Raw genomic sequence first — 24,311 nt, 5'->3', positions numbered from 1 at the left:
CCTGGCGATATTCAGTTAAAATTCTGAATATCGCCAGGTTTTTATTTATTTCATTAATTTGACCAATGATATAGGGGTATTTCCGGTTTATCATTAGATTCTTTTGTATTGTCATTATTCTTCACATTATTTGAAAAGTTCTGTTGTTGTCTTTTTTCTTTATCTTTTTTTATGTCTTGACTTGTTTTTATATGCTTCTTTTCCCAATTTAGTAAAATTCTATCCATATATTTTAAACTGTATGCCTGATTAAGGACAGCTTCTTTCAACGCCATCAAAATTAGTTCTGGAATATAGTGGTCTTGATCAATCCACATGCTAATACTTTCTAATTCCATTGGTGATAAAGGTCTTCCAAATTCAACTTCAATTTTTTCATAAACCTCTTTTCGAGAATTATTACTCTTAACAACTTCAACCTTTTCTTGTGTCCTATGACTTAAATTATTTAATTTTTCATATAACACACTAAAATCAAATTGATCGGTGCTGTACCCATTTGAATCATCAATTGTTTTGATAGAAATAACTTTTTTTTCGATTAATTTCTGCAGTAATGTATAGGTTTCCTGGGCCGTCACGCCCATTTGACTGGCAATTTGATTTGTATCTGGAAATTTATTACCTGCTTGATTAAAGCTTAATAGATGGATTAAGAAAATTAATTCATCACTTGATAATCCAATTTTTCGATAATTCCGTAAAATTAAATTAGACACATGGGTTTCCCCTGCTTCTAAAAATTGACTCATAAATGCATCCATAACGAAAATGCCTCCTTAATTAAGAAAAGAACCTTAAACAATTTCGTTTAAAGGTTCTTTTTCTCTACTTTTTTATGGGTAAATACGGTTTAATAGACGTGGGAATGGAATAGCCTCACGTATATGTTCTTCACCTGTAATCCAAGTTGTTGCGCGTTCTAATCCAAGACCAAATCCTGAATGAGGAACACTACCATATCTTCTTAAATCTAAATACCATTCGTAATCTTTTTCGTTCAATCCAGCTTTTTTAATTTGTGCTATTAAGTTATCTACATCAGTTTCACGTTCTGAACCACCAATAATTTCGCCGTAACCTTCAGGAGCTAATAAGTCAGCACAAATAACGACGTCTTCTCTCGTTGGATGTGGTTTCATGTAAAATGGTTTAATTGCTTTAGGATAGTTTAAAACGAATACTGGCATACTGAAATGTTCTGCCAAATAAGTTTCTTCAGGAGATCCAAAATCATCACCCCATTTAGTATCAGGAAATTCACCAGAATTTTGTAATAATTCGACGGCTTCATCATAAGAAATTTTAGGGAATGGTGTTTTTGTATAACTTTTTAAGACTTCTTTATCTCTTTCGAGAATATCTAAAGCATAGTCACAGTTATCTAAAACATTTTGTACTAAGAACGCAATATATTGTTCTTGTACTTCAAGACTTTGTTCTTGGTGCATAAATGCCATTTCGGGTTCAATCATCCAAAATTCAATTAAATGGCGTCTTGTCTTAGATTTTTCAGCTCTAAAAGTTGGTCCAAATGAGAATACTTTACCAAAGGCCATTGCCCCAGCTTCTTCATACAATTGACCTGATTGTGACAAATAGGCATCTTTGTCAAAATATTTAGTATGGAAAAGTTCAGTTGTACCTTCTGGTGCACTACCAGTTAAGATAGGCGCATCAATCTTTATAAAACCTTCTTTATTGAAAAATTCATATGTTGCGCGAATAATTTCATTTCTAATTTGCATAACTGCATATGGTTTCGTTGAACGTAACCATAAATGACGATGATCCATCAAAAATTCTGTTCCATGATCTTTAGGTGTAATTGGATAATCTTGACTATCACCAACTAATTCAAGTGATTTAACTTCAATTTCATAGCCAAATGGTGAGCGTTTATCTTCATGAATCTCACCAATAACGTAAAGGCTAGATTCCTGATGTAACTCTTTTGCCATTTCAAAAGTTTCTTCACTGACATTACTTTTTATCACGACACCTTGGAAAAAGGCACTTCCATCTCGTAATTGTAAAAATGCAATCTTACCACTTGATCTTTTATTAGTAAGCCAAACACCGATTTTTACTTCTTCGTCTACATGGTTTTTAGCATCAATTATACTAATTGTTTTCAATAAACTTCCTCCTCATTACGGTCCTAGTTGCTAGATCGATTTCATTCCTTTTATAATATCATTAGTCAGATATATTAGTCCATAAGACAATTATATATTTTCAACGGATTTTAAAACTTTACCATTTGAGAACTGCAGTGTTTCATAACAAAGAGCTTTTTTCTTGTTCAAATAACTCACTTCCCATGCAGGTACACCGTTGTATATACCAAGTCCGACATTCAATATTTTACTAGGTTTTTTTTCATTCCAGATATAAGTTAAAATATCATTTTTTGTCTTACCATTTGATTGTGATAAGACTTTAACTTTTCCACCTTTTTGAGCAACAATCACATAAATTCTTTTATTAGCTTTTGTTGTCCCTGCAACTGTAAAATAAGTTGCATCCCTATTATATCTATAAAATGCTGTTTCTTTATCTAGTTTTGCGTATTTTTTAGCAATTGTAACAGCTTCTTTTTCAGCTGTAGCCATCGGTGATTTTGCGCGATTATATAAAATAAAAGCACTTACCACAATAACTAATATCGTACCAAGTATCGAAAGAAAAACGATGTTTTTTGATTTTTTGGGGGATCTTCGCATGATCAATTTTTCTCCTGTCTTAGTTTTATACGGTCATATTATAACAGACATTATCTAATTCTGATTAACTATCAGAATTAGATAAAAACGTCTTTAAATCAATAATAATATCTGCCAATGGTTCATTTATAAGTTGTAATTCATCCGGCAATACTTCAATCATTTTTTTACCATAACTTTGATTTATCAATCGATTGTCCAATGCAATCATTGCCCCTTTATCGGTTGACGTCCGAATTAAGCGTCCAAACCCTTGTTTAAGCTTCATTGTTGCTCTAGGCAGTGAATACTCACTGAATACATCCCTACCTTGACCTTCAAACTCTTTTTCTTTCGCCTTTACATTTAACGACTCTGGAGACTCAAATGGTAACCGCGTCACAATTAAAAGTTCTAATCTATCATTTGGTAAGTCAACGCCTTCCCAGAAACTACCAGTACCCATTAAAATAGCGTCTTTACCTAATAAAAATCGTTTTTTTAATTTTTCAGGCCGTCCTGTAACACCCTGAACTAAAAGTTCACGATCAAGATGTAACCCTCTTTTTGTTAATAACCCATAAACATTTGCTATCGTATCAAGCGAATTAAATAAAATTAACGTTTGTTTACGTTGTGATTTTATAATCTCATAAACTGAATCAGCCAAGTAAGATTCATAAAGCTCTTTTGATGATCGAACATCAAAAGCATCACTTGCTACATACAATTTAGCTTGGTTACTATAATCAAAAGGACTCCCTAATTTTTTGATTTTGTAATTATCATCTTGTATATCTAGCTGATCAATAATGTAATCAGGATTACCTGGTAGTAACAAAGTCGCCCCAGTAAACGTCAGGTGATTAAAGTGCCGATAAATTACTTCAGAAAGAAAATGAGTTGCATCTGATAAACTAAATTCAAATTGCATTTTGTCTGTTTGTCCGTTAATCGGAAAACTTAACCAAAGCACCTTTTCATTTAGCTTGTCTTGATTTTGTTCAAATATAGTCCAGCCCTCAGTTTCTGCAAATAATTGCTTAAAAAAGTTATGAACACGATTCAAAAGCTGTTGCTCATCTTGGCCGATATTTTGTTGGCTTTTTGCAGCGATATAACGATCTCGTAAAATGGCATCATCTCTTTTTAAAACAGTTATCACTTTTAAAACAGATTCAAGCATAATTTTATTTCGATTAATCAATCCAATTAGCTCAGTTGATTTTAAAATAATTGCTTTTCCGGTCGTTTCATTTTTTGCTGCTGAATTCCTACTAATTTGTCGACCATATTCTCTTGAAAATTGTCTGATGAGTAACTCAACTGATTCCCGTAATTTCCTAATTTCTGTTAATAATTGATTGTTTTCACTAGCTGTTAAGAAATTAATTGCCATTAAGTCATTAAAAGAAAATTTTTGTGAACTTTGTATGCTAGTCAATAATGAATCACACATATTAATAATTTTCCAGAATCGAATGCGTCCTTTATTTGACTGTAGAGCAACATCAGCAAGATGCTGTGCTTCATCTACAATTAATTCAGGCGCAAGTTTTGTACGATCTGAGTTAAATAAACCAGGATGCTTCATTAAAAAAGCATGATTTGTAAAAATAATTGCTGACGATTCAACTTGTTTATATAACGTATTAATAAAGTCAACTTCAAAAAATTGATCAGTTAATACTAAACTCCCAACCCCTTGATGTTCAATTTGATTAAAAATGGGATTTTGATAACTTGAAAGTTTTAATTCATCAAGTTCACCAGTTTTAGTCATTGTCAGCCATACTAAGATACGTATTTTCATTAAAGCTATCTGTCCAGAGGTTTCTTTTTGTGTTAATTCTTTTTTAAACGCCGCTAAATTTATATAATGGTTACTGCCCTTCAAATTTACTGCAGCTGTTTGAAAAGGCAATAATTTGTTAAGTAACGGTAATGCCTGATTCATCAACTGGGTTTGAAGTAATGTTGTCGCACTACTAATCACAATTTGTTTGCGATTTTGAGCATGATAAGCTGCTGGAATTAAATAACCTAATGTTTTACCGATTCCTGTAGGAGCCTCAATAATTAATGTTCGATTTCCACTTTTTAAATGTTCAGAAATAAGGTCCATCATCTTTGCTTGTTCAGGTCGCCAACTTAATTGTTTTTCAAATATTTTTTTCTTATCTACTTCTGCTTCAGGATAAACATAATTCGTTAAATTAAATGTATCTTGTTTCCTACGTTGAAGGACAATCCCTCCAACAATGTATAGATGATCTGGTAGTCTTTCCTGTCTTCTATTTTTATCACTGTACGCATCAGAAAATAATTCATTTGTATTTCTTAATAAAAATGAACTTAAACGATTTATTTCAAATAAGGTTTCTCTTGGAATCGTTTCTAGTCGAGTTAATAAGAAGATAAATAACTCAGCTGTCACATGGGCATCACTATCGGCATGATGCGGATTTTCGTGAGTCAGATTCAAATATCGACTCAGATCTTTTAATTTAAAACTGGGTGCTGTTGGCAATAAGATTTGACTAAGCTGTACAGTATCGACACCTTTTATTGATAATGCAGGATAGCCAACTCTTTCTAACTCACTATTGATAAATGGCAAATCAAAGTTAATATTATGCGCAACAAAAACTGTATCTTGGAGAATCGCGTAAATCGTTGCGGCGACGTCTTCAAAATAGGCAGCCTTTCTGATTTGACGGTTTGTAATCCCTGTTAATTCTGTAATAACTTTCGGAATTGCCATACCAGGATTAATATCAAACGAGAAAGAATTTATTATTTGATTTTTTTGAACTAAAACGCAACCAAATTGGATCATTCGATCGCCACTTTTAAGATTTGTTCCCGTCGTTTCAATATCCACTACAGCATAAATCGTATTTTTATTCATTGAAGTTTATCACCAGTCTTTTTAAGTTAACGCATTTATGTTTATTTTACCATATTGATTAAAGAATCATATGCCAAAAACTAAATCATTATAAATTCTCAAAGTTCATCCAGTCCATTATAGCTATAACGACAATTTTAAGGTATGATAATGGAAGTAAATTCATCTAGAGAGGACTCTTTTTTTGAACAATTTGTCAGATAATACAGAAGCAAAATTTCTTGGTACTAGCCATGCTAAAATTATATTAATCGGCGAACACTCTGTTGTTTATAGCCAACCCGCTATTGCCCTCCCTTTACCAAATGTTAAAATATCAGTTTTAACGGAAGCAATGGCAGATAAACAATGGATCACAAGTCGTTTTTATAGTGGTGAACTGAAAAATGTTCCCATGAATATGCGTGGCATTAAGCAAGTTATCCAGTACATTTTAAAATCATTGAATAAACGACATCAATCATTTAAATTAACGATTGAAAGTGACATCCCATCTGAACGAGGGATGGGTTCTTCCGCTGCCACAGTTATTGCCATAATTCGAAGTTTGTACGCTTTTTTTGATACGAAAATCGAACGCGATGAACTTCTACTTATTGCCAATATCGCTGAAACAACCACACATGGTTCTCCAAGTGGTATCGATGCCGCAACAACCAGTAGCCGCGATCCCATTTGGTTCATTAAGCACCAAGAGGCTTACCCTGTCCCATTAAACATAGAGGCAACCTTAGTGATTGCTGATACGGGAATCAAGGGCCAAACGGGTTTAACTGTTGGTCAAGTTCGTGATCGCGTCTTATCAAGTCCTGACGTTACTGAAAAAATAATTTCCGAACTTGGTCAATTAACAAGTATGGCTAAGGCACAAATTGCGACAGATGATGCTATAAGTTTAGGACACACATTATCTAGGGCTCATCATTTACTAAAATCTTTAGGTGTTAGTCATCCCAAATTAGATGCACTTGTCAAAACAAGTCTAGAAAATGGCGCTTTAGGTGCCAAACTTACCGGTGGTGGTGGCGGTGGCTGTATGATAGCCCTAGTTAAAACACCCGAAGAAGCTTTAAATCTAAGCCATCTCTTAAATCGTAATGGTGCCATTGCAACTTGGATTCAACCCCTTAAAAAGGAGTCACAACATATTGAAAAATAAAATTTCAGCTCGCGCCCATACTAATATTGCACTCATTAAATACTGGGGTAAACAAAATAAAGATTTAATTATTCCTTACAACAATAGCCTATCCTTAACGTTAGATCATTTTTATACCGATACTACGGTAACTTTTGACGATACGCTAACTGAAGATACCTTCTTTCTAAATTCTAAACAAAAAAAGGATAACAAAGTATCAGCCTTTTTAGATATTGTTCGTAATCAAGCACAAAAAAATATTTACGCTAAAGTAGAATCAATAAATCACGTTCCAACTTCAGCAGGACTTGCGTCATCAGCGAGCGCATATGCTGCACTTGCGCTTGCTGCTAGTCAAGCAATTGGTTTAAATTTAAATAAACGCGATTTATCACGATTAGCACGTCGTGGTTCTGGTTCAGCTAGTCGCTCTATTTTTGGTGGCCTAGTTGAATGGGAAAAAGGTCACAATGATGAAGACTCCTTTGCTATACCGATTGAAGAAACGATTGATTGGGATCTTCAAATGATTGCTATTATGATTAATAGTCATGAAAAAGCGATTGATTCTCGTTCTGGAATGCAACATTCCGTGGACACATCACCTTTCTACAATGAATGGGTTAAATCTTCTGAACGTGATTTAATTGATATGAAAAAGGCTATTATAGAGAAAAACCTCGAAAAAGTTGGTCAAATTGCTGAAAATAATGCAATGAAAATGCACGCAACAACTTTAAGCGCTAATCCCAGCTTTACTTATTTTAATCCTGACAGCATACGTGCTATGGATGCTATTCGTGACTTGCGTCAAGAAGGTATTACCTGTTACTTCACAATGGATGCTGGTCCAAATGTTAAAATAATTTGTTCCAAAACTGAAACACCTTATATTTTAAATAAATTAAGTCCACTTTTTGGTGCAAAAAATCTTTTGGTTGCCAAGCCTGGACCTGGAGCGACACTTATTTAGTGTTATCCATATTGAAAGGAATTGAGCTATTTGATCACCGCTAAAGCACCAGGAAAACTTTATATTGCAGGAGAATACGCAATTGTTGAACCTGGATCACCAGCAATTATTGTTGCTATTGATCAGTTTGTAACTGTAACAATTAAAAAGAGTAAAGAAACAGGTAGTATTTCATCTAAACAATACCAAGAAAATTCTTTATCTTGGTATCGTCAAGGGACAAAAATTATTTTTGATAATCGAGATAACCCCTTTCACTACATATTATCGGCGATTCATTTAACCGAATTATATGCACAATCCATCGGAAAACAGATGGTTAATTATCATGTCAATATTGATAGTGATTTAGATAGTACTGATGGTAAAAAATATGGTTTGGGCAGTTCTGCTGCGGTTACCGTAGCAACCGTTCGTGCCGTTTCACAATTTTATAATTTAAAATTAACGGATAACGCTCTATTTAAATTATCAGCAATGGCTCACCTAGATGTTCAAGGAAATGGTTCACTCGGAGATATTGCCGCTAGTGTTTATGGCGGATGGATTGCTTATTATTCATTTGATCGAGAATGGTTAAAAATTATGAGACAAGGTACGCCACTAACCGAACTTTTATCTATGGATTGGCCTATGCTTTCTGTCCAACGCCTACCGCAACCTAAAGATTTAGAATTATTAATCGGTTGGACTGGCTCTCCAGCTTCAACTTCCATTTTTGTTGATAAGATGGCCCTTTTTAAAGCAAAACAAAAAAAGACTTACTCTGAATTTTTAGAAGATTCAAAAAAATGTGTCACTGCAATGATTGATGGCTTTAAATTAAACAATTCCATCATTATTCAACAAGAAATTACAAATAATCGAATGATTTTACAACAATTAGCCGATGCTAGTCAGGTAATAATTGAAACCGAATCATTAACTTCCCTTTGTAATTTATCAGAATCCCAACATGCTGCCGCAAAAACATCAGGTGCTGGCGGTGGTGATTGCGGTATTGCATTAGCAACCTCTGAAACAAATCGTACTGAATTATTTAAAGATTGGGCACAAAATGATATTCAACCTTTGGATATCAAAGTGACCTTATAGGATAAGGAGTTTTTTATGATTAAAGACGATAATTTAATTCAAAGTCACAGAAAAGATGAACACGTATTTATCGCCGAAAAATTATTCAATACGGAATCAAAAAATCAATTGAATGAGATCAAGCTTATTCCTTCAAATTTACCTGAACTTTCTATTAATGATATTCAATCTAGCGTTGAGCTTCCAAATTTCTCGTTTCAATCGCCCTTTTATATTAATGCTATGACTGGTGGCAGTGAACAAACGGGTATTTTAAATCAACAATTAGCCGAAGTTGCAGCTATCACAAATACACCAATCGCGACAGGTTCTCAAAGTATCGCCTTAAAAGACCCTTCTAAGGCTCATACATTTAAAATACTTCGTGAAAAGAATCCAAATGGTCTCATTTTTTCTAATTTAAGCGCCAATGCAACACTAGATCAGTCAAAAAGAGCCGTTGATATGATTGAAGCAAACGCCCTACAAATTCATATTAATGCCGCTCAAGAAATTATTATGCCAGAAGGTGAACGTGAGTTTTATTGGTTGAAGAATATTGAAACAATCGTAAATAAGCTTGAAGTACCCATTATTGTTAAAGAAGTTGGTTTTGGGATGTCTCATAAAACGGTTCAACAATTAGCTGATATTGGTGTACGTTATGTTGATATTTCTGGTCGTGGCGGCACAAATTTTGCCATGATTGAAAACGAACGTAGACATGCTAAAGATTTCTCCTTTCTAGAGGATTGGGGCTTAACTACAGCTGAAAGTCTCATTGATACAAAATCTCTGCAAACAGGCTTAACAATTTTTGCCTCTGGTGGTATTCGTACCCCATTAGATATTGTTAAATGTCTCGCTTTAGGCGCTAAAAGTGTTGGTATCTCTGGTGCATTCTTACACATTCTCAATAAACAAGGTCAAGATGCGCTAACAAATACCATATCAGATTATCAATCAAAAATTAACATGCTTATGCTGTTACTTGGCACCAAAAATTTAAGTGATTTAACAAAAATTAGAATGATTTTATCACCTGAGTTACAAAATTTTAAAAATCAAATATAATCATGTTTACATAAAAAACGCCAAATCAGTTAGATAATGAATCTAACTGATTTGGCGTTTTTATTAATTATTACGTTTATTAACTCTTCTACGGATAACAAAGTAGAAAACAACGGAAGCAACGATAAATAGAGTACCTTCGAACTCATACAGAGCTATCATATTTGTTTTAATCGAAAATTGTGACTGACCAATCGCAGTTCCTATTAAGCCACCAACTAAGAATGATCCCATGTAAATTAGCAAGTTATTCCAAATAATAACTTTTTTTGATTGTTTGATAAATTTCTGATTACGAATTTGTTTACTAACACCAACAATCCAAATATAAGTTGCGACCATAACACTAGCAATAACAGCCATTAAGCCCACCGCTTGTTGCCAATGTCGACTAATCCATGAGTTATTAGTTAAAATTAAATTATCATTAACCTGTTTGGAAACTGTTGTATTAGTTAATTCGGTCGTTAACACATTCTTAGTCACGACATGCTTTGAATCAAGAATAATATTTGTATTATTTGCCTTCAATTTACTTATGTCTGCAGTTGACATTGCAATAAAAATTTGATTATCCAACTCAGAATTGTATTTATCACCCATAATACCGATGACAGAAACGTATTGCCCATTTAATTTATAATACTGCTGATGAAATGGCGAGTATAATTTTTTTTCAATATTTCGACCAACTACTGCTACCGGAACTTCAGATAAAAAATCATTATTTGAGAAAAAAGTTCCAGAAACCATTGGTGGCTTATCATAACTACCCTTCGCATAAAAATAAGAAATATTTTTTTTGTTTTTTACTTGATAATGAATTTGAAAATCAGAAATTTTTTCTGATTTTGCTAACGTTGTATTATATTTATCTAAATTTTGTTCTTTTGTTTTAAGAACATATGCATTTTTAGATAGATTATGATTATCTAATTTTGTGATTAAATCTTTTTCCTGCATCTTAAAAAATAAAAATGTGGTAAAGAATGTAAGTAGTAAGATAGCTACTATAAATATGTATCTTCTTCGCATCATCAATTTAATTTCCCCCTAACTTTTAATGGACACCGAGTGCCATTTTTGCATACCTAGACATACGTTCAATTGACCAGGCTGGACTCCATATAAATTGTACAGTTACTTTTTTTATTTCTAGCACTGGCTTTAACGCATCTTCGACTAAATCAGATAGAACACCTGTTAACGGGCAACCCATAGTGGTTAAAGTCATTTGTACATTACAATTATTGTCATTGTCTAATTCAATCTCATATACTAAACCTAAATTAATAATATCCATATCCAATTCAGGATCCATCACTTTTTCTAAATGTGTCAAAATATCTTGCTTAATTATTTCTGCACTTCGTCTTTCACTCATAGGATTAATCCTCTCTTGAATAGCTAATATTACTAGTTTATCGTTTCTATTTTAGCATTGCAATCTATTGTTTTAATGTTACTGAACTCTTTACTTTTTCTAAAAAATAATGTTATACGGCGCCAAAGTTACTATGAAGCCGGATTAAATTAAAGATACGATTTTATAACAATAGATAAAAAAAGGTTAAATACGTTTGAATACTGCATACTCAAATGCTATCCTGAACTAACTAAGATAAAAAACTGTAAATCTTACTACACATAAGTTAAGTTGATGGAGGAACAATAACGATGAACAAAAAGTTAATTACAATTGATTTAGATGGCACAACTTTAAATAATAATGCAGAAGTTAGTTCAACAACAAAAAAAGTACTTACTCAAGCAACAGCTGAAGGACACATTGTCAGTATTGTAACGGGACGCCCATATCGTATCTCAAAACAAATTTATGATTCATTAGGGTTAACAACTCCAATGATTAATTTTAATGGTGCCCTGGCACATATTCCACATAAAAATTGGGATAAATCATACGAATATACAATTAATCGAGATATTGTTTTTGATATTCTTAACGCTAGAAAAGAATTAGGTATTAACATGTTAGCAGCCGAAGGAAAAAATATGTTATTGGCTGACAATGCAAGTCAGCTAGTGAAAGGCTTTTTCCCACAAGTTTTAAGATCAAATCAAATTCTTAATAAACAAAATTTACAACATGATCCGACATCAATTACGATGTTTGTCGATCAAGATAAAAAACAATTAATTACATCTAGACTACTTGAAAAATATGGTGATGTTATCGAAGTCAACACTTGGGGCGGACCAAAACCTGTTCTAGAAGTTGTTTCAAAAGGGATTCAAAAAGCAATTGGTGTTTCTTATCTAGCAGATTACTATGGTATCTCTCAAAAAGATATCGTTGCTTTTGGTGATGAAAGTAATGATAAAGAAATGCTTTCATATGCTGGCTGGGGTGTGGCAATGAAAAATGGTACTTCTGAAATTAGAGGTCTAGCCAATGATGTTACCTCTTTAAATAACCAAGAAAATGGGCTTGCTCATTACTTAAAAAATTATTTAAATTTAGCTAAATAATCGTTAATTAGTAACAGATCAGTAATGGTCTGTTATTTTTTTATAAAAAATGACTTCTGGAATATACCAGAAGTCATATTTAATGATATTTATTTTTCGTCGCTTTTTAGAATACCACCGACACTATAACGATCTTTACGCATTTCATTTAAAATTACATGGATATGCTCTGTAGGTGCACCAGTATTTTTTGAAACAGCTTCAGTCACATCTTTAACTAAATTTTTAAGTTGTTCTTGTGAACGACCTTCAATTAAATCAATATTTATAATTGGCATAACGAATCTCCTTTTTATTTAGTTGATTGCCCTTTTCTTAATAATTCTTGTTGGTCTGAGTTTAGGAAATTGCCTTCAATATCAGCGGTATTAACTAAGTTCATAAATGCATTTGGATCAACATCACTAATTGTCATTTTTAAATTATATAATTCATAACGTGTAATAACTAACATCAAAACTTTACTTTCTTCATTTGAGAAAGCGCCCTTTGAGTCAATAACTGTAATTCCACGAATTAATGATTTTTGGAGCGCTCCAACAACTAAATCTGCTTCTTTTGTAACAATAAATGCTGTTAACTTTTGATGCGATGTATGGATGTCGTCGACAACTCTAGACATAGCATAATTAGAAATAATTGTATACAAAGCACTTTCCCAACTGAAATAAAATCCAGCCGTTAAAATAATAATCATATTTGTTGATAACATTAATGAACCGACTGTTTTACCTGTCGTTTTAGCTAGAACAAGTGCGATGATATCCATCCCACCAGTTGAAAAACCAAATTTTAATGCTAATCCAACCCCAATACCACTTATTACACCACCAAATAATGCTGCCATTAATGGATTAGTTGATAATTGATGAACGGGTAAAATTACCGTAAAGAGAGATGAAGAAGCGACGGTCAGTACACTATAATATGTAAATGAACGTCCTACTTTATACCAGCCTAATATACCAATTGGAATATTTATTAACATAATTAGATATCCAGTACCAATTTTAATATGAAATAGATCATAAAAAATAGCAGAAAGTAATTGGGCAATACCATTGGCACCAGCTCCAAAAATATTTCCTGGAATCAGAAAGAAATTAAGGGATAATGCAATTAATAATCCCGAAAATACAATTATAACTAGTCGTTTATTTTTATCAGAAATTGATAACTTCATAAATCTCCCTCCTATTATATGTGACTCTTTTCATTTTACCTTTTATTAAACAATAATATTAATAAAATGAGTAATCTCTCATTTTAAATTTCTATTAAACTAACCTTATACAGCGTAACCGGTTAAATACGAATATTTATTTACAAATGGCGTTTAAAAATAGCAATTAAATGATAAAATGGTAATATCTAAATTTATTTACTGGGAGGAGAAATATCCATGACGACAGACCCTTTTAATTTTTCAGCATGTACAAGTGTTTTAGCTGGTTCTAAAGCAACTGCAGATGGGTCGACTTTTATTGGCCGTAATGAAGATGCAAAAACAGCATGGCCAAAACATTTTGTTATTCATGCTCATACAGAATTTGAACAATCACCTTTATTTGAATCACCAGATAATCACTTTAAAATGCCATTACCAAAAATTCGTGGTAAATATTCAGCTACTCCTGAATGGACACCAAAATTTGGTGTTTTTGAAGAAGATGGCTTTAATGAATATGGTGTGGCTATGAGCGCTACTGAAAGTGCATACGCTAATAGCCGGGTTCTCAGTTACGATCCCTTACTAACTGAAAACGGAATTGGTGAGGAAGCAATTGTAACAATTACTCTTCCCTATATTCACTCCGCAAAAGAAGGTGTTAGTTACCTTGGATCATTAGTAGAAAAATACGGTTCAAGTGAAACAAATGGTGTCTTGTTCTCTGATCAAAAAGATGTTTGGTATATGGAAATTGCAACCGGTCACCATTGGGTTGCGCAACGTATTCCGGATGATTCTTATGCAGTTGTTGCCAACCAACTAGCTATTCAAGAAATTAACTTTACTGATTCCGCTAATTTTATGTTTAGTTCTGGTATTCAGAAATTTGTTTCTGATAATCATTTAAATAACCAAAAAGATTCATTTAATTTTAGAGATATCTTTGGAACTCATGATCAATCTGATGCCATTTACAGCACACCAAGAGTTTGGTATGGCCAATTACTTTTAACACCATCAGTTGCTTCACAAGATCCTATGAGTATGAATTTACCGTTCATTCGTCAGGCTGATCATTTAATTCAACGTGAAGATTTAGAACAAATTCTTGGCTCACATTTCCAAGGAACTCAATATGATCCGATTGGAACTGGTTCAATCAGTGATAAACATAAATTCAGACCCATTAGTTTAGCAAAAACACAAGAGTCTCATATTTTACAAATTAGACCTGATTTACCTTTTGAAATTGGTGGTATCCATTGGCTATCAATGGGTGTTACGGCTCAAAGTGCTTATGTACCTTTCTTTGCTGGTATTACGGATACACCGGAGAATTATAAAATTGGTACCGATGTATATGATGACAAATCTGCTTACTGGTTATATAAACAATTAGGTATTTTGGTTGATTCACATTACTTAGAATTTAGCTCATTACTGAAAGATCTCCAAAAAGATTTAATTATCCAATTCAATGCCTCCGTAAAACGGATTCAAACAGAGGCAATTTCTAAAAGTGGTACAGACCTAACAGATTTTTTAACTGAAGAAAATCTAAAAATTACTGAAGCTGCTGAAATCAAGGTTAAGGCCTTAATTAGTCAGCTAATTACATTATCAACTGACCTATCACCATTAAATTTTAAAACTGACCAAAACTTATAAATATAAGAAACCGAAAGGAATTACAAAAGTCTTATGGACAAACAAAAGAAAATTTCCCTAACAAGTTTCATTTTAATGATTTTTACAACTATTTTTGGATTTGCAAATACTCCCGTCGCCTTTATTCAAATGGGTTACGCTAGTATTATCTGGTACGTTTTAGCAGCATTCTTCTTTTTCTTACCAACTGCTTTGATGTTTGCAGAATATGGTTCAGCTTTAAATGAATCAAAAGGTGGCATTTATTCTTGGTTAGCTGAATCAATTGGCCCCAAACTTGCTTTCACAGGAACATTTATTTGGCTTTTTGCATGGATTGTCTGGATGGTATCAATTGCATCTAAAGTTTGGATTCCACTTTCAACAATTTTTTCTGGAAGTGATCAAACACAATCTTGGGCTATCTTTGGCCTATCTTCAACACAAACTATCGGTATTCTTGCAATTCTTTGGATTGTGCTAGTTACCTTTGTCGCTAGTCGAGGTATCAGTAGTATTGCCAAGATTTCTTCAGTTGGTGGTATTGCTATTTTAGGTTTAAATGCTATCTTTTTACTATTAAGTATTGTTATTTTAATTGTTAATCATGGTGCACTCCAAGAACCATGGCATGGTATGACAAGTATTATAACTTCTAGAAATCCTAGCTATCAATCACCTATCGCCCTAATTTCATTTATTGTTTTTGCCATCTTTGCATACGGTGGTATGGAATCAGTTAGTGGTGTTACAGATAGTATTAGAAATCCTAAGAAAAATTTTCCAAAGGGTTTAATCATTTCCACTTTATTAATTCTTTTTGCTTACTCAATCTCAATCTTCTTCTGGGGTGTTAGTACAAACTGGAGTAAACTTGGTGGTCAAAATGCCAACTTAGGTAACATCTCTTACATATTGATGGAAAACTTAGGTAATTTTGCAGGTCAAAGCTTTGGTATGAGCGCAAGTGCTTCGACAATTTTTGGTCATACACTTGCTAGAATTACTGGTTTAAGTATGTTCATGGCTTATACAGGTGCATTCTTCGTCTTGATTTACTCACCACTCAAATCATTTATTCTTGGAACACCTAAGGATATCTGGCCAGCAAAAATGACGAAATTAAATAAGCATAGTATGCCTGAATTTGCAATGTGGATTCAAGCTGCCGTCGTTATTGTCATTATCATGGCTGTTTCATTTGGAGGTTCAAATTCAACATTATTCTATTCAAAATTAACGTTAATGGGAAATATCTCAACTTCTGTACCTTATCTATTTTTAATTGGTGCATTTCCATTCTTTAAAAAACGTCAAGACTTAAATCGACCTTTTGAAGTTTATAAGAATAGAACACTTACAAATATTATTACTATTGTCGTCTGGTTAGTTTTAGCCTTTGGAATTATTTTCACTGTTATCAGCGATACATTAAGTAATGCTCTCTGGATGATATCTGGTCCTGTCCTTTCTGGACTAGTTGCTTTCCTTTACTACACACGTTATGAGAGAAAAATTAAAAAATAAACTAAAAAAAATCGTAAACAATTTTTATTGTTTACGATTTTTTATTAGTTTTTAACAAGACTTTCTAAGCTAACATTACCTGTTAATAGTCCTGAATTATCTCCATGTAATGCTAAACTGTTGAATCGTTCATTAACGACAAGTTGCATGTTCTCATCCATATAAGTTTTGCTGTACCCTTTTACTCTAATGGGACCTAAATCTGAATCAATTGTTCCATCATATGCCTTGCTATCGTTCTGGTCATCAATTACTAACATTCTAAAGCTTGAATCTAACGTACATGTTCCTTCATTTGATAAAGCACCAACACCATCGTCAAAATCAAGCAAGATTTCTGAATCATTACCCATAAGTTTCATAATCTTGCTTTTTGCGTCTTCACTTATTTTTAAATACATGAAATTACCAGCTTTCTTATTTAATAATTACATTGTACACCACTGATTATTTTAGACAAGCATGACGACTCAGGTTCATCATGGTATGATAGTTCTAATTAGAAAGAGAGGAATATAATGACCAAAATTAGTATAGTAAACAACTTATTTGATAGTAGTTCACAATTTAAAAGTTCACATTCAATCTTTCAATTTAACGTTAATTCACAACTAAATGAACAAGCAGACGCTCTTTTTCTTTCATACTTCTCAATAGATATCCATGAAAAAATTCTTGAATCTTCTATGATGCAAAAATTACCTATCTATTTATCCAAAGAGGCATTTGAATTAAAACAACAATTTGTCTTACTAGGTAAAATTAGTGAAACACACTTAAATTACAAAATTATTCCGATTAACACCGCACTAACTATTGGAGATTTTACAGTGATTGGTTTTTTATCAGATTCAGTACACACGGGTTCATTAGCTTTTTTAGTAGAAGATGAAAAGCAGAAGTACTCCTTCTTAGCTGGTGATACTCGCTTAGCTGGACCTCATAAAAAGAGAACGAAGAAATGGATTCACGACTTAAACCGACTACCTTTAGATGTTCTAATTTTAAATACTGTCGACACAACAGATACTAATTACTACACTGAAATTACGATTCTAGATCATCTCATTAAACTTTTAAAAGTCGAAGAATTAACTGCTATTAACGTTGCCAACGAAAATCTTTATTTAATTCATAAGTTAGCGACAGTAGCTAACAAGTTAGAAAAAATAATCGTACTAGATAAGCCAACCTCCCAATTATTGACGTATTTTTATCCTGATTCAGAAGTGATTTCATTAAATGATGCTACTTCTGTAGGAATTAAAAGGCATCCTGAGAAATATATCTTGGTAAATATAGAAAATAAGTTAGGCGATTTTAATTTGTCTACCCAAAATAGCTATTCACTGACCGATTTATTGGAAAATAATAAAGATAGTCTCCCAATCAATTCACATTTATCTTCATTAGAAGTACCTGAATTGTTAAATCGATTAACGCATAAACCTAAGCAACTTATATTGATAGACCAAAATTTTAACAATACTATTGTAACTTATTAATATTTATTCTATGGTATATTTATTAATCATTTAAAAGGACGTGAATTTGTTGGTTTTTTCTTATTTTAAAAATCCTAAAAAACATGAATTATTTTTAACCTTCTTATTAGGAACATTAAGTGCTTTTGGTCCATTATCATTGGACATGTATTTACCAGCATTACCAGTTATTCAACAACACTTACATACAACTGCATCGCTTACCCAGTTGACGATTACGACTTGTTTACTTGGATTGGCGCTTGGCCAATTAATAGTTGGACCCTACAGTGATAAAATTGGCCGTAGAAAGCCATTACTTTTGGGACTCATCTTGTTCGCTGTTACCTCTATCATCGCAGCAACAAGTCAGAATATAACAATTTTGGTTATTATCCGGTTATTGCAAGGTTTAGCGGGATCTGCTGGTCTTGTAATCTCTCGAGCAATTGCTAGAGACCTATACACCGGAAAAAAATTAACCAGTTTTTTCTCGCTCTTAATGGCTGTTAATGGAATTTTCCCGATTATTTCGCCCATACTTGGCAGTTTTATTCTAAAATTCACATCTTGGCGCGGTATCTTTGTTATCTTAACTGTAATTGGTTTTCTTTTATTTCTTCTTGTATTAGTGACGTTACCAGAAACTAACCAGATTGTGCCAGAGAAGTCGCAATCAAATACTGGTGATTCAACGAAAAAAATTCTTAAAAGTTTAATTTTTGATAAATTTTTCTTGAGTTATGCTCTAATTCAAGGCTTTATCTCAGGTGCAATGTTCTGTTATATTTCTGGATCATCATTTGTTTTACAAAATCTTTTTGGTCTATCCTCTAATATGTTCAGTTTAGTCTATGCAATTAATGGTTTAGGTATCGTTATAATGTCTCAATTAAGTTCACGAATTTCAGATACTTTTTCTGAACAGACTGGTCTAAAATTAGGTGTTTACCTTGCCTTACTTGGTAGTCTACTATTAACGACCTCATTATTTATTAGTAACTCGTTATTACTAGTGCTCATCAGTTTATTTTTAATTGTTTCAATGGTTGGTATCGTAAATACAACGGCCTTCTCATTAGCTATGCAGAAACAAGGGCAACACGCAGGAAGTGCTTCTGCCATACTTGGTGTTGGTATGAATCTAGTTGGAAGTATTCTTTCTCCATTCGTTGGGATTATGGGGGATCATTCTTATGTTCCAATGACAATTTTAATCTTACTGTGTGAAATTTGTGCCTTGGTCATTTACTTAAATATTTCCACAAAAAAAGCAGAACTATAAGTTCTGCTTTTTTTGTGGAAATATTAGTTTGTATAACGCAAAAACTTAATAATATAACTCTTTAATTATTTATACTAAAGGTGTGACATCTGATTTTGTACAGCTGTAACCTTTATGTAAAATGGGTACTATCTACAAATTGGTACTACCAACCATATTTTTAAAGCTTATTTTATCTACTGATATATATTATTTATTTTCTGTTAAACCCAGTTTTATTTGACATTCTGGACAATATCCAAACGTCTCGACATGTGTACTTTCAATTATATAACCACTTTTATTTTCCGCCTCTTGCTCTGCCTCATGAAAAGTTAATTCTGTAAATATATCTGTTATTTTGCCACAGTTAAGACAGATAGCATGATAATGTGGAATACCAAAATAATCGTAGCGCATTTTACCATCATCGCCATTAGACAATTCTATCACTAATTTTTGAGCAACTAATATTTGTAACGTATTATAAACGGTAGCTATGCCTAACCCTACGCTTCCATCTTTAATTCCGTTAAAAATTTGTTCAACAGATGGGTAGTTATGTTGCGTTACTAAATATTCAAGAATTATTTTACGCTGTGGTGTTATACGTACGCCACGTTCTTTTAAAATTTCTAAAGCCTGGTCAAGATTTTTATCGATCAATTTAACGACCCCCATTTTCTTAATTCACTCTGTTCATTATCTCATATTTCATAAAATATGTGGACTTTATCTATTGAATTGATTTATAATGATTATATATTTAGAATCATTATAACAAAGGAGAGAGAGTTATGTCTAAAAAATTATCTTTATCTCAGAAAATAAATGTTTTAAGAGCTAGTGTTATGGGAGCTAATGATGGTATTCTTTCCGTTGCTGGGATTGTCATTGGTGTCGCTGGCGCTACGAACAATAATTTTTCTATTTTCATTTCAGGTATTGCTGGTATGCTTGCCGGTACTGTCTCAATGGCTATGGGAGAATATGTTTCTGTAAGTACCCAAAAAGATTCGCAAGAAGTTGCTACTGCCAATTCCAAGTACAATCTAAAACATAATTATGATAAGGAATATAATTATGTTTATCAAAAATATTTTAAAACAGGTATTTCTTCATCCTTAGCATTAAAAGCTACAGATGAAATGATGTCGGCTAACCCATTAGATACTATTGTACGTGAAAAATATGGCTTTGATCCTAACGTCTATACGGATCCTTATGCGGCTGCGATTGCATCAATGATTTCTTTTCCGATTGGATCATTGCTGCCCCTACTTGCAATTACTTTATTCCCTGCTGAATTTAAGGTCATTGCCACATCTATTTCTGTCATTATTGCACTAGCTATCACAGGATTTAGTGCTGCAACTTTGGGTAACTCAAATCGGACAAAATCAGTTATTCGTAATATTATTTCTGGTATTTTAACAATGCTAGTCACTTACTTTATTGGTACTTTATTTGCTCATTAGGAAAGGACACTTAATTTCATGACATCTGAAACCAAAATTAAACAAAAAAAATACAAAACAATGGATGAAAAACTTAATTCACTTCGTGCAGGTATACTAGGATCTAATGATGGTATTTTAACTGTTGTAGGTGTCCTGTTCAGTGTTGCAGCAGCTACAACAGATAATTTCATTATTTTCATCGCTGGGTTAACTGATCTAATAGCTTGCGCATTTTCTATGGCAGCTGGCGAATATGCCTCTGTCAGTTCACAAAGTGACACCGAAAAAGCAGCTGTTGCCGTCGAAAAACAGCGTATGATTACGAGTCGTACTGATCAAATTCATGATGTTCAAAATTTTTATACGGCTAAGGGCGTTTCTGAAGAAACCTCTTTTGAAATTGCTACAGAATTAATGCAAAAAAAGCCACTAGAAACGATTATTAATGTTAAATACGGTCTCGAATTAGGACACTATATGAACCCTTGGGATGCCGCTTTTTCCTCACTAATCTCTGCAGCTTTAGGTGGTATTTTCCCACTACTTGCCATTATTATATTACCAAACAATTGGAAAATGATAGGTACAATTATTGCGGTTTCAGTAGCTGTAGCTTTAACTGCCTTTATTAGCTCCAAATTAGGTGATGGTAAAATTAAAGTTGCCATTATACGAAATATTATCATTGGTTTAATAACCATGTTAATTCATTATGGAATTGGCCAGTTTTTTTAGACATATCATTATGAAACCCCGCCCAAACTAGTTAAATATTTTTTCCCAACTTATTTGTTGTCATAGATACATTTTATATAGCGCATTAGCTTTCAAAATGTTTATAAATTTTGAACTAAACCACTTTATACTCTTAAAATTCATACAAAAAAGTTCTAATCACTTAGCGATTAGAACTTTTTTAATATCATTGATCAGCAATAGTTAACAAAGGCCTATATTTTATACTACTTTCAATAATTAAATACAACACTCGCCATCGACATTGTCTGTTTAATTGATATACTGTACATATTTAAGATCATTAAGACTATTTTTACAATGTGCAACTATACATAGTTCATCACAATAATAATCAAGCACTACTCTAAATTTTCTTATCATCTGGTCCACTATTTTTAGAATTTTGGGAAGCAATAATATACTGTTCAATTAAAGCAACAATTTGCTTATTTTGTGGTAAATCAGAATGTTCCGATTCATTTCCTGTGACAGTTATTTCTGTATAGGATTTCGCTTGATTTTGATAAATATATTTTCCGGCATTAACACTTTGATATGGAACAATTCCATCATTATTGTAATTATCTGTTCCAGCAATCGAGTACAACACTAAGTTAGTTGGAATTTTTTTTCGATTCTTTACAAAATCCGCTAACATCTGTGTTCTTGTACTCTGATTAGTTTCTTCACCATTATATGGTGAACCTATCGTCATTAACGTATTAATTGAGGCCGCTTTATCATCAAAATATTCTTCTAAAAATGTCGTATAAATAAGACCTCCGTTAGAGTGCCCGATACCATTAAATTGATTAAATTTATATTTATCAGCAAGATACGTAAACGCTATATCAAACCATTTAGCTTGTTTTTTTATACTATTATAGCCATTCGAATTATCTTCAAAACCAACAACTATGAAAGGTTGCATATCTCGTTTAGCTATTTTACCAGTAATTTTAAGTTTTCCAGTTTTCTGAACCGTTATCTTTAACAAACTATGCGTTCGATTTGTTGAAGTATTTAAAACATCAATCAATTCATCAAATCGATCTTGATTTGCACTGCTTCCTGGTATTAAAATAACTGGATTTAACTTTGAATTATGAATAATTCGGCTTGTTTTGACCTTTTTAGTGTTCCATGTATTTGCCGGTACGATAACAGCTAAAAAACAAGCTAAGATAGCTATCCAAATAAACACGTATTTAACTATTTTCCGTTTATTTTTCATTTAGCTTACCTCCATCAATATTCATTGCCTTATTATTTAATTTTACAAACGGCATATAAATTAAAACTGTAATAATAAGCACAATTCCTGATACAACTAATGTACTCCAATACCCATCAGTTCCTAAAAATGCCATTAATGGTGCTGGAGTCGTTTCAGGTAAGCTGTAAACTGCTGGAGGTATCCACTTAAAGTAAATACAGAAGTACCCAATCAACATTGAAACGATGGGTGATAAGATAAACGGAACCATTAAAATAGGATTTAAAATAATTGGTAACCCAAACATCAATGGAAAATTAATATTCACAAAGCTTGGAATAATTGATATTTTTGCTATTTTACGACTATTTTTATTTTTAGACATTATCAATATTGCTATAATTAAAGATAAGGTCATTCCTGTTCCACCAAAGCTACCAAAACTGTCATAAATTGTATGTATAGAGATAGGAAAAGGTACACCAAAAGACGTGCCATGCTTTAACGCATAACTTAAGTTACTGACAACCGAAGTATCATCTAAGCCGCCTTGTGCAATTCCTAAAGAACCAGAAATTCCTATACCAGATAAAACAGTATTGAAAAAGGATAAAAATAAAATAGTTATAATTAAATGCCTTGATTTAACTTCTGTTAATCTAAACATAGAATATAAGAGACCATTCACACCGATTTGATTAACCAATGAAACTAACATGACTAGTCCAATTAAAATCCCCAATATTATCACTATCGGCAACAGACTCTCTAAACCACGAGAAATAAATGTATATTGATCTACTTTTTCTTGCTTATTTTTAGGTGAAAACCATTTAAAGATATATCCTACAAAGACCCCCAAAATCAGTGAGATAAAAATCCCTTTAACACCTAACTCTTGAATCAAGAATGTCCCCTGATCACTATCAGGGTTTAAACTTGATAAATTATAATTCAAAATAAGCATCCCGACTGCCCCAGTGAATCCTGCAATTTGTTCATCTTTTTTAAAGGACCGAGTCATGTATTTTGCGCTCAAAAAAGCTGTCATTACTGCGATAAAACTCATTGTAACTGTATTAATAATTTCGAATATATTTGTTATGATTTTTTCATAAGGTAACCATGATGAAATATTATATACTTGATTAAAGAACCCTTGTTCTGATAAAACGCTAGAACTAAGCGCCATACTAAAACTTCCAATAATAATAAACGGTAAGATAATTGCAAATGTTTTTTCAATTGCTTGATAAACAAAAGTTTTTTTAAAACGTAAATCAACTCTTAACAATTTTTGCGAAAACGTCACCCATAGTTTATTCATTGAATAACCCCCTTATCTATTTTTTATTATAAACCAATAGTAACCCAACAACAAAATGTTAATTATAAACTTTGAGGGTGTACACTTTCTGGTGTTGGTAAAATAAAAT

The 24,311-nt window shown here is 32.6% G+C and carries 23 protein-coding genes; 11 read left to right on the top strand and 12 right to left on the bottom strand.

The features are described from left to right. Nucleotides 1–53: 53 nt before the first annotated feature. The 4 genes from AC1RPT_RS02875 to AC1RPT_RS02860 form a co-directional block, all read right to left on the bottom strand. Nucleotides 54–764: a DnaD domain protein gene (locus AC1RPT_RS02875; RefSeq protein ID WP_481761290.1), complete on the bottom strand. Its 711-nt coding sequence runs from the start codon at nucleotides 762–764 to the stop codon at nucleotides 54–56. A 72-nt stretch (nucleotides 765–836) separates the two neighbouring features. Further along, the gene (gene asnS, locus AC1RPT_RS02870) at nucleotides 837–2,138 is read right to left on the bottom strand and encodes an asparagine--tRNA ligase (protein WP_409022573.1); all 1,302 of its coding nucleotides are present in this window, start codon (nucleotides 2,136–2,138) and stop codon (nucleotides 837–839) included. Between the two features lie 90 nt (nucleotides 2,139–2,228). Further along, nucleotides 2,229–2,726, bottom strand: a complete 498-nt coding sequence (locus tag AC1RPT_RS02865; RefSeq protein ID WP_481761289.1) for a cell wall elongation regulator TseB-like domain-containing protein — start codon at nucleotides 2,724–2,726, stop codon at nucleotides 2,229–2,231. Nucleotides 2,727–2,790: 64 nt separating this feature from the next. Further along, on the bottom strand, nucleotides 2,791–5,616 hold the full coding sequence (locus AC1RPT_RS02860; RefSeq protein WP_481761288.1) for a helicase C-terminal domain-containing protein: 2,826 nt from the start codon (nucleotides 5,614–5,616) through the stop codon (nucleotides 2,791–2,793). Between the two features lie 184 nt (nucleotides 5,617–5,800). On the opposite strand from AC1RPT_RS02860, the gene mvk reads away from it, so the two are divergent. From mvk to fni, 4 genes are read left to right on the top strand one after another with little or no spacing between them, the layout of a single operon-like run. Then, a complete protein-coding gene (gene mvk, locus AC1RPT_RS02855; RefSeq protein WP_481762176.1) occupies nucleotides 5,801–6,775 on the top strand; it encodes a mevalonate kinase in 975 nt (324 codons plus the stop codon). Continuing rightward, entirely contained in the window at nucleotides 6,765–7,730 is a 966-nt protein-coding gene (mvaD, locus tag AC1RPT_RS02850; protein WP_481761286.1) for a diphosphomevalonate decarboxylase, read from the top strand. Before mvk ends, mvaD begins: the two co-directional genes overlap by 11 nt. 30 nt (nucleotides 7,731–7,760) lie before the next feature. Further along, a complete protein-coding gene (locus tag AC1RPT_RS02845) occupies nucleotides 7,761–8,825 on the top strand; it encodes a phosphomevalonate kinase (RefSeq protein ID WP_481761406.1) in 1,065 nt (354 codons plus the stop codon). Between the two features lie 15 nt (nucleotides 8,826–8,840). After that, complete coding sequence (gene fni, locus AC1RPT_RS02840) at nucleotides 8,841–9,878, top strand: type 2 isopentenyl-diphosphate Delta-isomerase (RefSeq protein WP_481761285.1); 1,038 nt, start codon at nucleotides 8,841–8,843, stop codon at nucleotides 9,876–9,878. Nucleotides 9,879–9,941: 63 nt separating this feature from the next. On the opposite strand, the gene AC1RPT_RS02835 is transcribed toward fni, so the two are convergent. Together AC1RPT_RS02835 and AC1RPT_RS02830 are read right to left on the bottom strand one after the other, a co-directional pair. Continuing rightward, the gene (locus AC1RPT_RS02835; protein WP_481761284.1) at nucleotides 9,942–10,916 is read right to left on the bottom strand and encodes an ABC transporter permease; all 975 of its coding nucleotides are present in this window, start codon (nucleotides 10,914–10,916) and stop codon (nucleotides 9,942–9,944) included. A gap of 22 nt (nucleotides 10,917–10,938) precedes the next feature. Further along, nucleotides 10,939–11,262, bottom strand: coding sequence for a metal-sulfur cluster assembly factor (locus AC1RPT_RS02830; protein ID WP_481761283.1), 324 nt, complete (start codon nucleotides 11,260–11,262; stop codon nucleotides 10,939–10,941). 293 nt (nucleotides 11,263–11,555) lie between these two features. Here AC1RPT_RS02830 and AC1RPT_RS02825 point away from each other — a divergent pair, with 293 nt between their 5' ends. After that, on the top strand, nucleotides 11,556–12,368 hold the full coding sequence (locus AC1RPT_RS02825; protein WP_409022582.1) for a Cof-type HAD-IIB family hydrolase: 813 nt from the start codon (nucleotides 11,556–11,558) through the stop codon (nucleotides 12,366–12,368). A gap of 89 nt (nucleotides 12,369–12,457) precedes the next feature. On the opposite strand, the gene AC1RPT_RS02820 is transcribed toward AC1RPT_RS02825, so the two are convergent. Both AC1RPT_RS02820 and AC1RPT_RS02815 read right to left on the bottom strand, forming a co-directional pair. Then, nucleotides 12,458–12,646, bottom strand: coding sequence for a 2-hydroxymuconate tautomerase (locus tag AC1RPT_RS02820; protein ID WP_481761282.1), 189 nt, complete (start codon nucleotides 12,644–12,646; stop codon nucleotides 12,458–12,460). 14 nt (nucleotides 12,647–12,660) lie between these two features. Continuing rightward, nucleotides 12,661–13,551 (bottom strand): YitT family protein, encoded by an 891-nt coding sequence (locus tag AC1RPT_RS02815; protein ID WP_409022584.1) that lies wholly within the window; start codon nucleotides 13,549–13,551, stop codon nucleotides 12,661–12,663. A gap of 219 nt (nucleotides 13,552–13,770) precedes the next feature. Here AC1RPT_RS02815 and AC1RPT_RS02810 point away from each other — a divergent pair, with 219 nt between their 5' ends. Beyond that, complete coding sequence (locus AC1RPT_RS02810; protein ID WP_481761281.1) at nucleotides 13,771–15,207, top strand: C69 family dipeptidase; 1,437 nt, start codon at nucleotides 13,771–13,773, stop codon at nucleotides 15,205–15,207. Nucleotides 15,208–15,240: 33 nt separating this feature from the next. After that, nucleotides 15,241–16,713 (top strand): glutamate/gamma-aminobutyrate family transporter YjeM, encoded by a 1,473-nt coding sequence (gene yjeM / locus AC1RPT_RS02805; RefSeq protein ID WP_481761280.1) that lies wholly within the window; start codon nucleotides 15,241–15,243, stop codon nucleotides 16,711–16,713. A gap of 44 nt (nucleotides 16,714–16,757) precedes the next feature. Here the strand turns inward: yjeM and AC1RPT_RS02800 are convergent, their stop codons facing one another. Then, nucleotides 16,758–17,114 carry an iron-sulfur cluster biosynthesis family protein gene (locus AC1RPT_RS02800; RefSeq protein ID WP_481761279.1) on the bottom strand — a complete coding sequence of 119 codons (357 nt, stop codon included), beginning with the start codon at nucleotides 17,112–17,114 and terminating at the stop codon, nucleotides 16,758–16,760. Between the two features lie 117 nt (nucleotides 17,115–17,231). Here AC1RPT_RS02800 and AC1RPT_RS02795 point away from each other — a divergent pair, with 117 nt between their 5' ends. Continuing rightward, the gene (locus AC1RPT_RS02795; protein ID WP_481761278.1) at nucleotides 17,232–18,218 is read left to right on the top strand and encodes an MBL fold metallo-hydrolase; all 987 of its coding nucleotides are present in this window, start codon (nucleotides 17,232–17,234) and stop codon (nucleotides 18,216–18,218) included. Nucleotides 18,219–18,267: 49 nt separating this feature from the next. Further along, on the top strand, nucleotides 18,268–19,482 hold the full coding sequence (locus tag AC1RPT_RS02790) for a multidrug effflux MFS transporter (RefSeq protein WP_481761277.1): 1,215 nt from the start codon (nucleotides 18,268–18,270) through the stop codon (nucleotides 19,480–19,482). Nucleotides 19,483–19,671: 189 nt separating this feature from the next. Here AC1RPT_RS02790 and AC1RPT_RS02785 read toward each other — a convergent pair whose 3' ends face one another. Continuing rightward, complete coding sequence (locus AC1RPT_RS02785) at nucleotides 19,672–20,127, bottom strand: Fur family transcriptional regulator (RefSeq protein ID WP_481761276.1); 456 nt, start codon at nucleotides 20,125–20,127, stop codon at nucleotides 19,672–19,674. Nucleotides 20,128–20,258: 131 nt separating this feature from the next. Between AC1RPT_RS02785 and AC1RPT_RS02780 the strand changes: the two genes are divergently transcribed. Together AC1RPT_RS02780 and AC1RPT_RS02775 are read left to right on the top strand one after the other, a co-directional pair. Continuing rightward, nucleotides 20,259–20,939, top strand: coding sequence for a VIT1/CCC1 transporter family protein (locus tag AC1RPT_RS02780; RefSeq protein ID WP_481761275.1), 681 nt, complete (start codon nucleotides 20,259–20,261; stop codon nucleotides 20,937–20,939). Nucleotides 20,940–20,957: 18 nt separating this feature from the next. After that, on the top strand, nucleotides 20,958–21,656 hold the full coding sequence (locus AC1RPT_RS02775; protein WP_481761274.1) for a VIT1/CCC1 transporter family protein: 699 nt from the start codon (nucleotides 20,958–20,960) through the stop codon (nucleotides 21,654–21,656). A gap of 367 nt (nucleotides 21,657–22,023) precedes the next feature. On the opposite strand, the gene AC1RPT_RS02770 is transcribed toward AC1RPT_RS02775, so the two are convergent. Next, complete coding sequence (locus AC1RPT_RS02770; protein WP_481761273.1) at nucleotides 22,024–22,893, bottom strand: alpha/beta hydrolase; 870 nt, start codon at nucleotides 22,891–22,893, stop codon at nucleotides 22,024–22,026. Then, a complete protein-coding gene (locus AC1RPT_RS02765) occupies nucleotides 22,883–24,202 on the bottom strand; it encodes a PTS transporter subunit EIIC (protein ID WP_481761272.1) in 1,320 nt (439 codons plus the stop codon). The genes AC1RPT_RS02770 and AC1RPT_RS02765 overlap by 11 nt, the downstream gene beginning before the upstream one ends. Nucleotides 24,203–24,311: the final 109 nt, after the last annotated feature.

Source organism: Dellaglioa sp. CoH-56-MRSF-11 (assembly GCF_056782135.1).
This window is presented reverse-complemented; position numbering and strand designations above follow the sequence as displayed.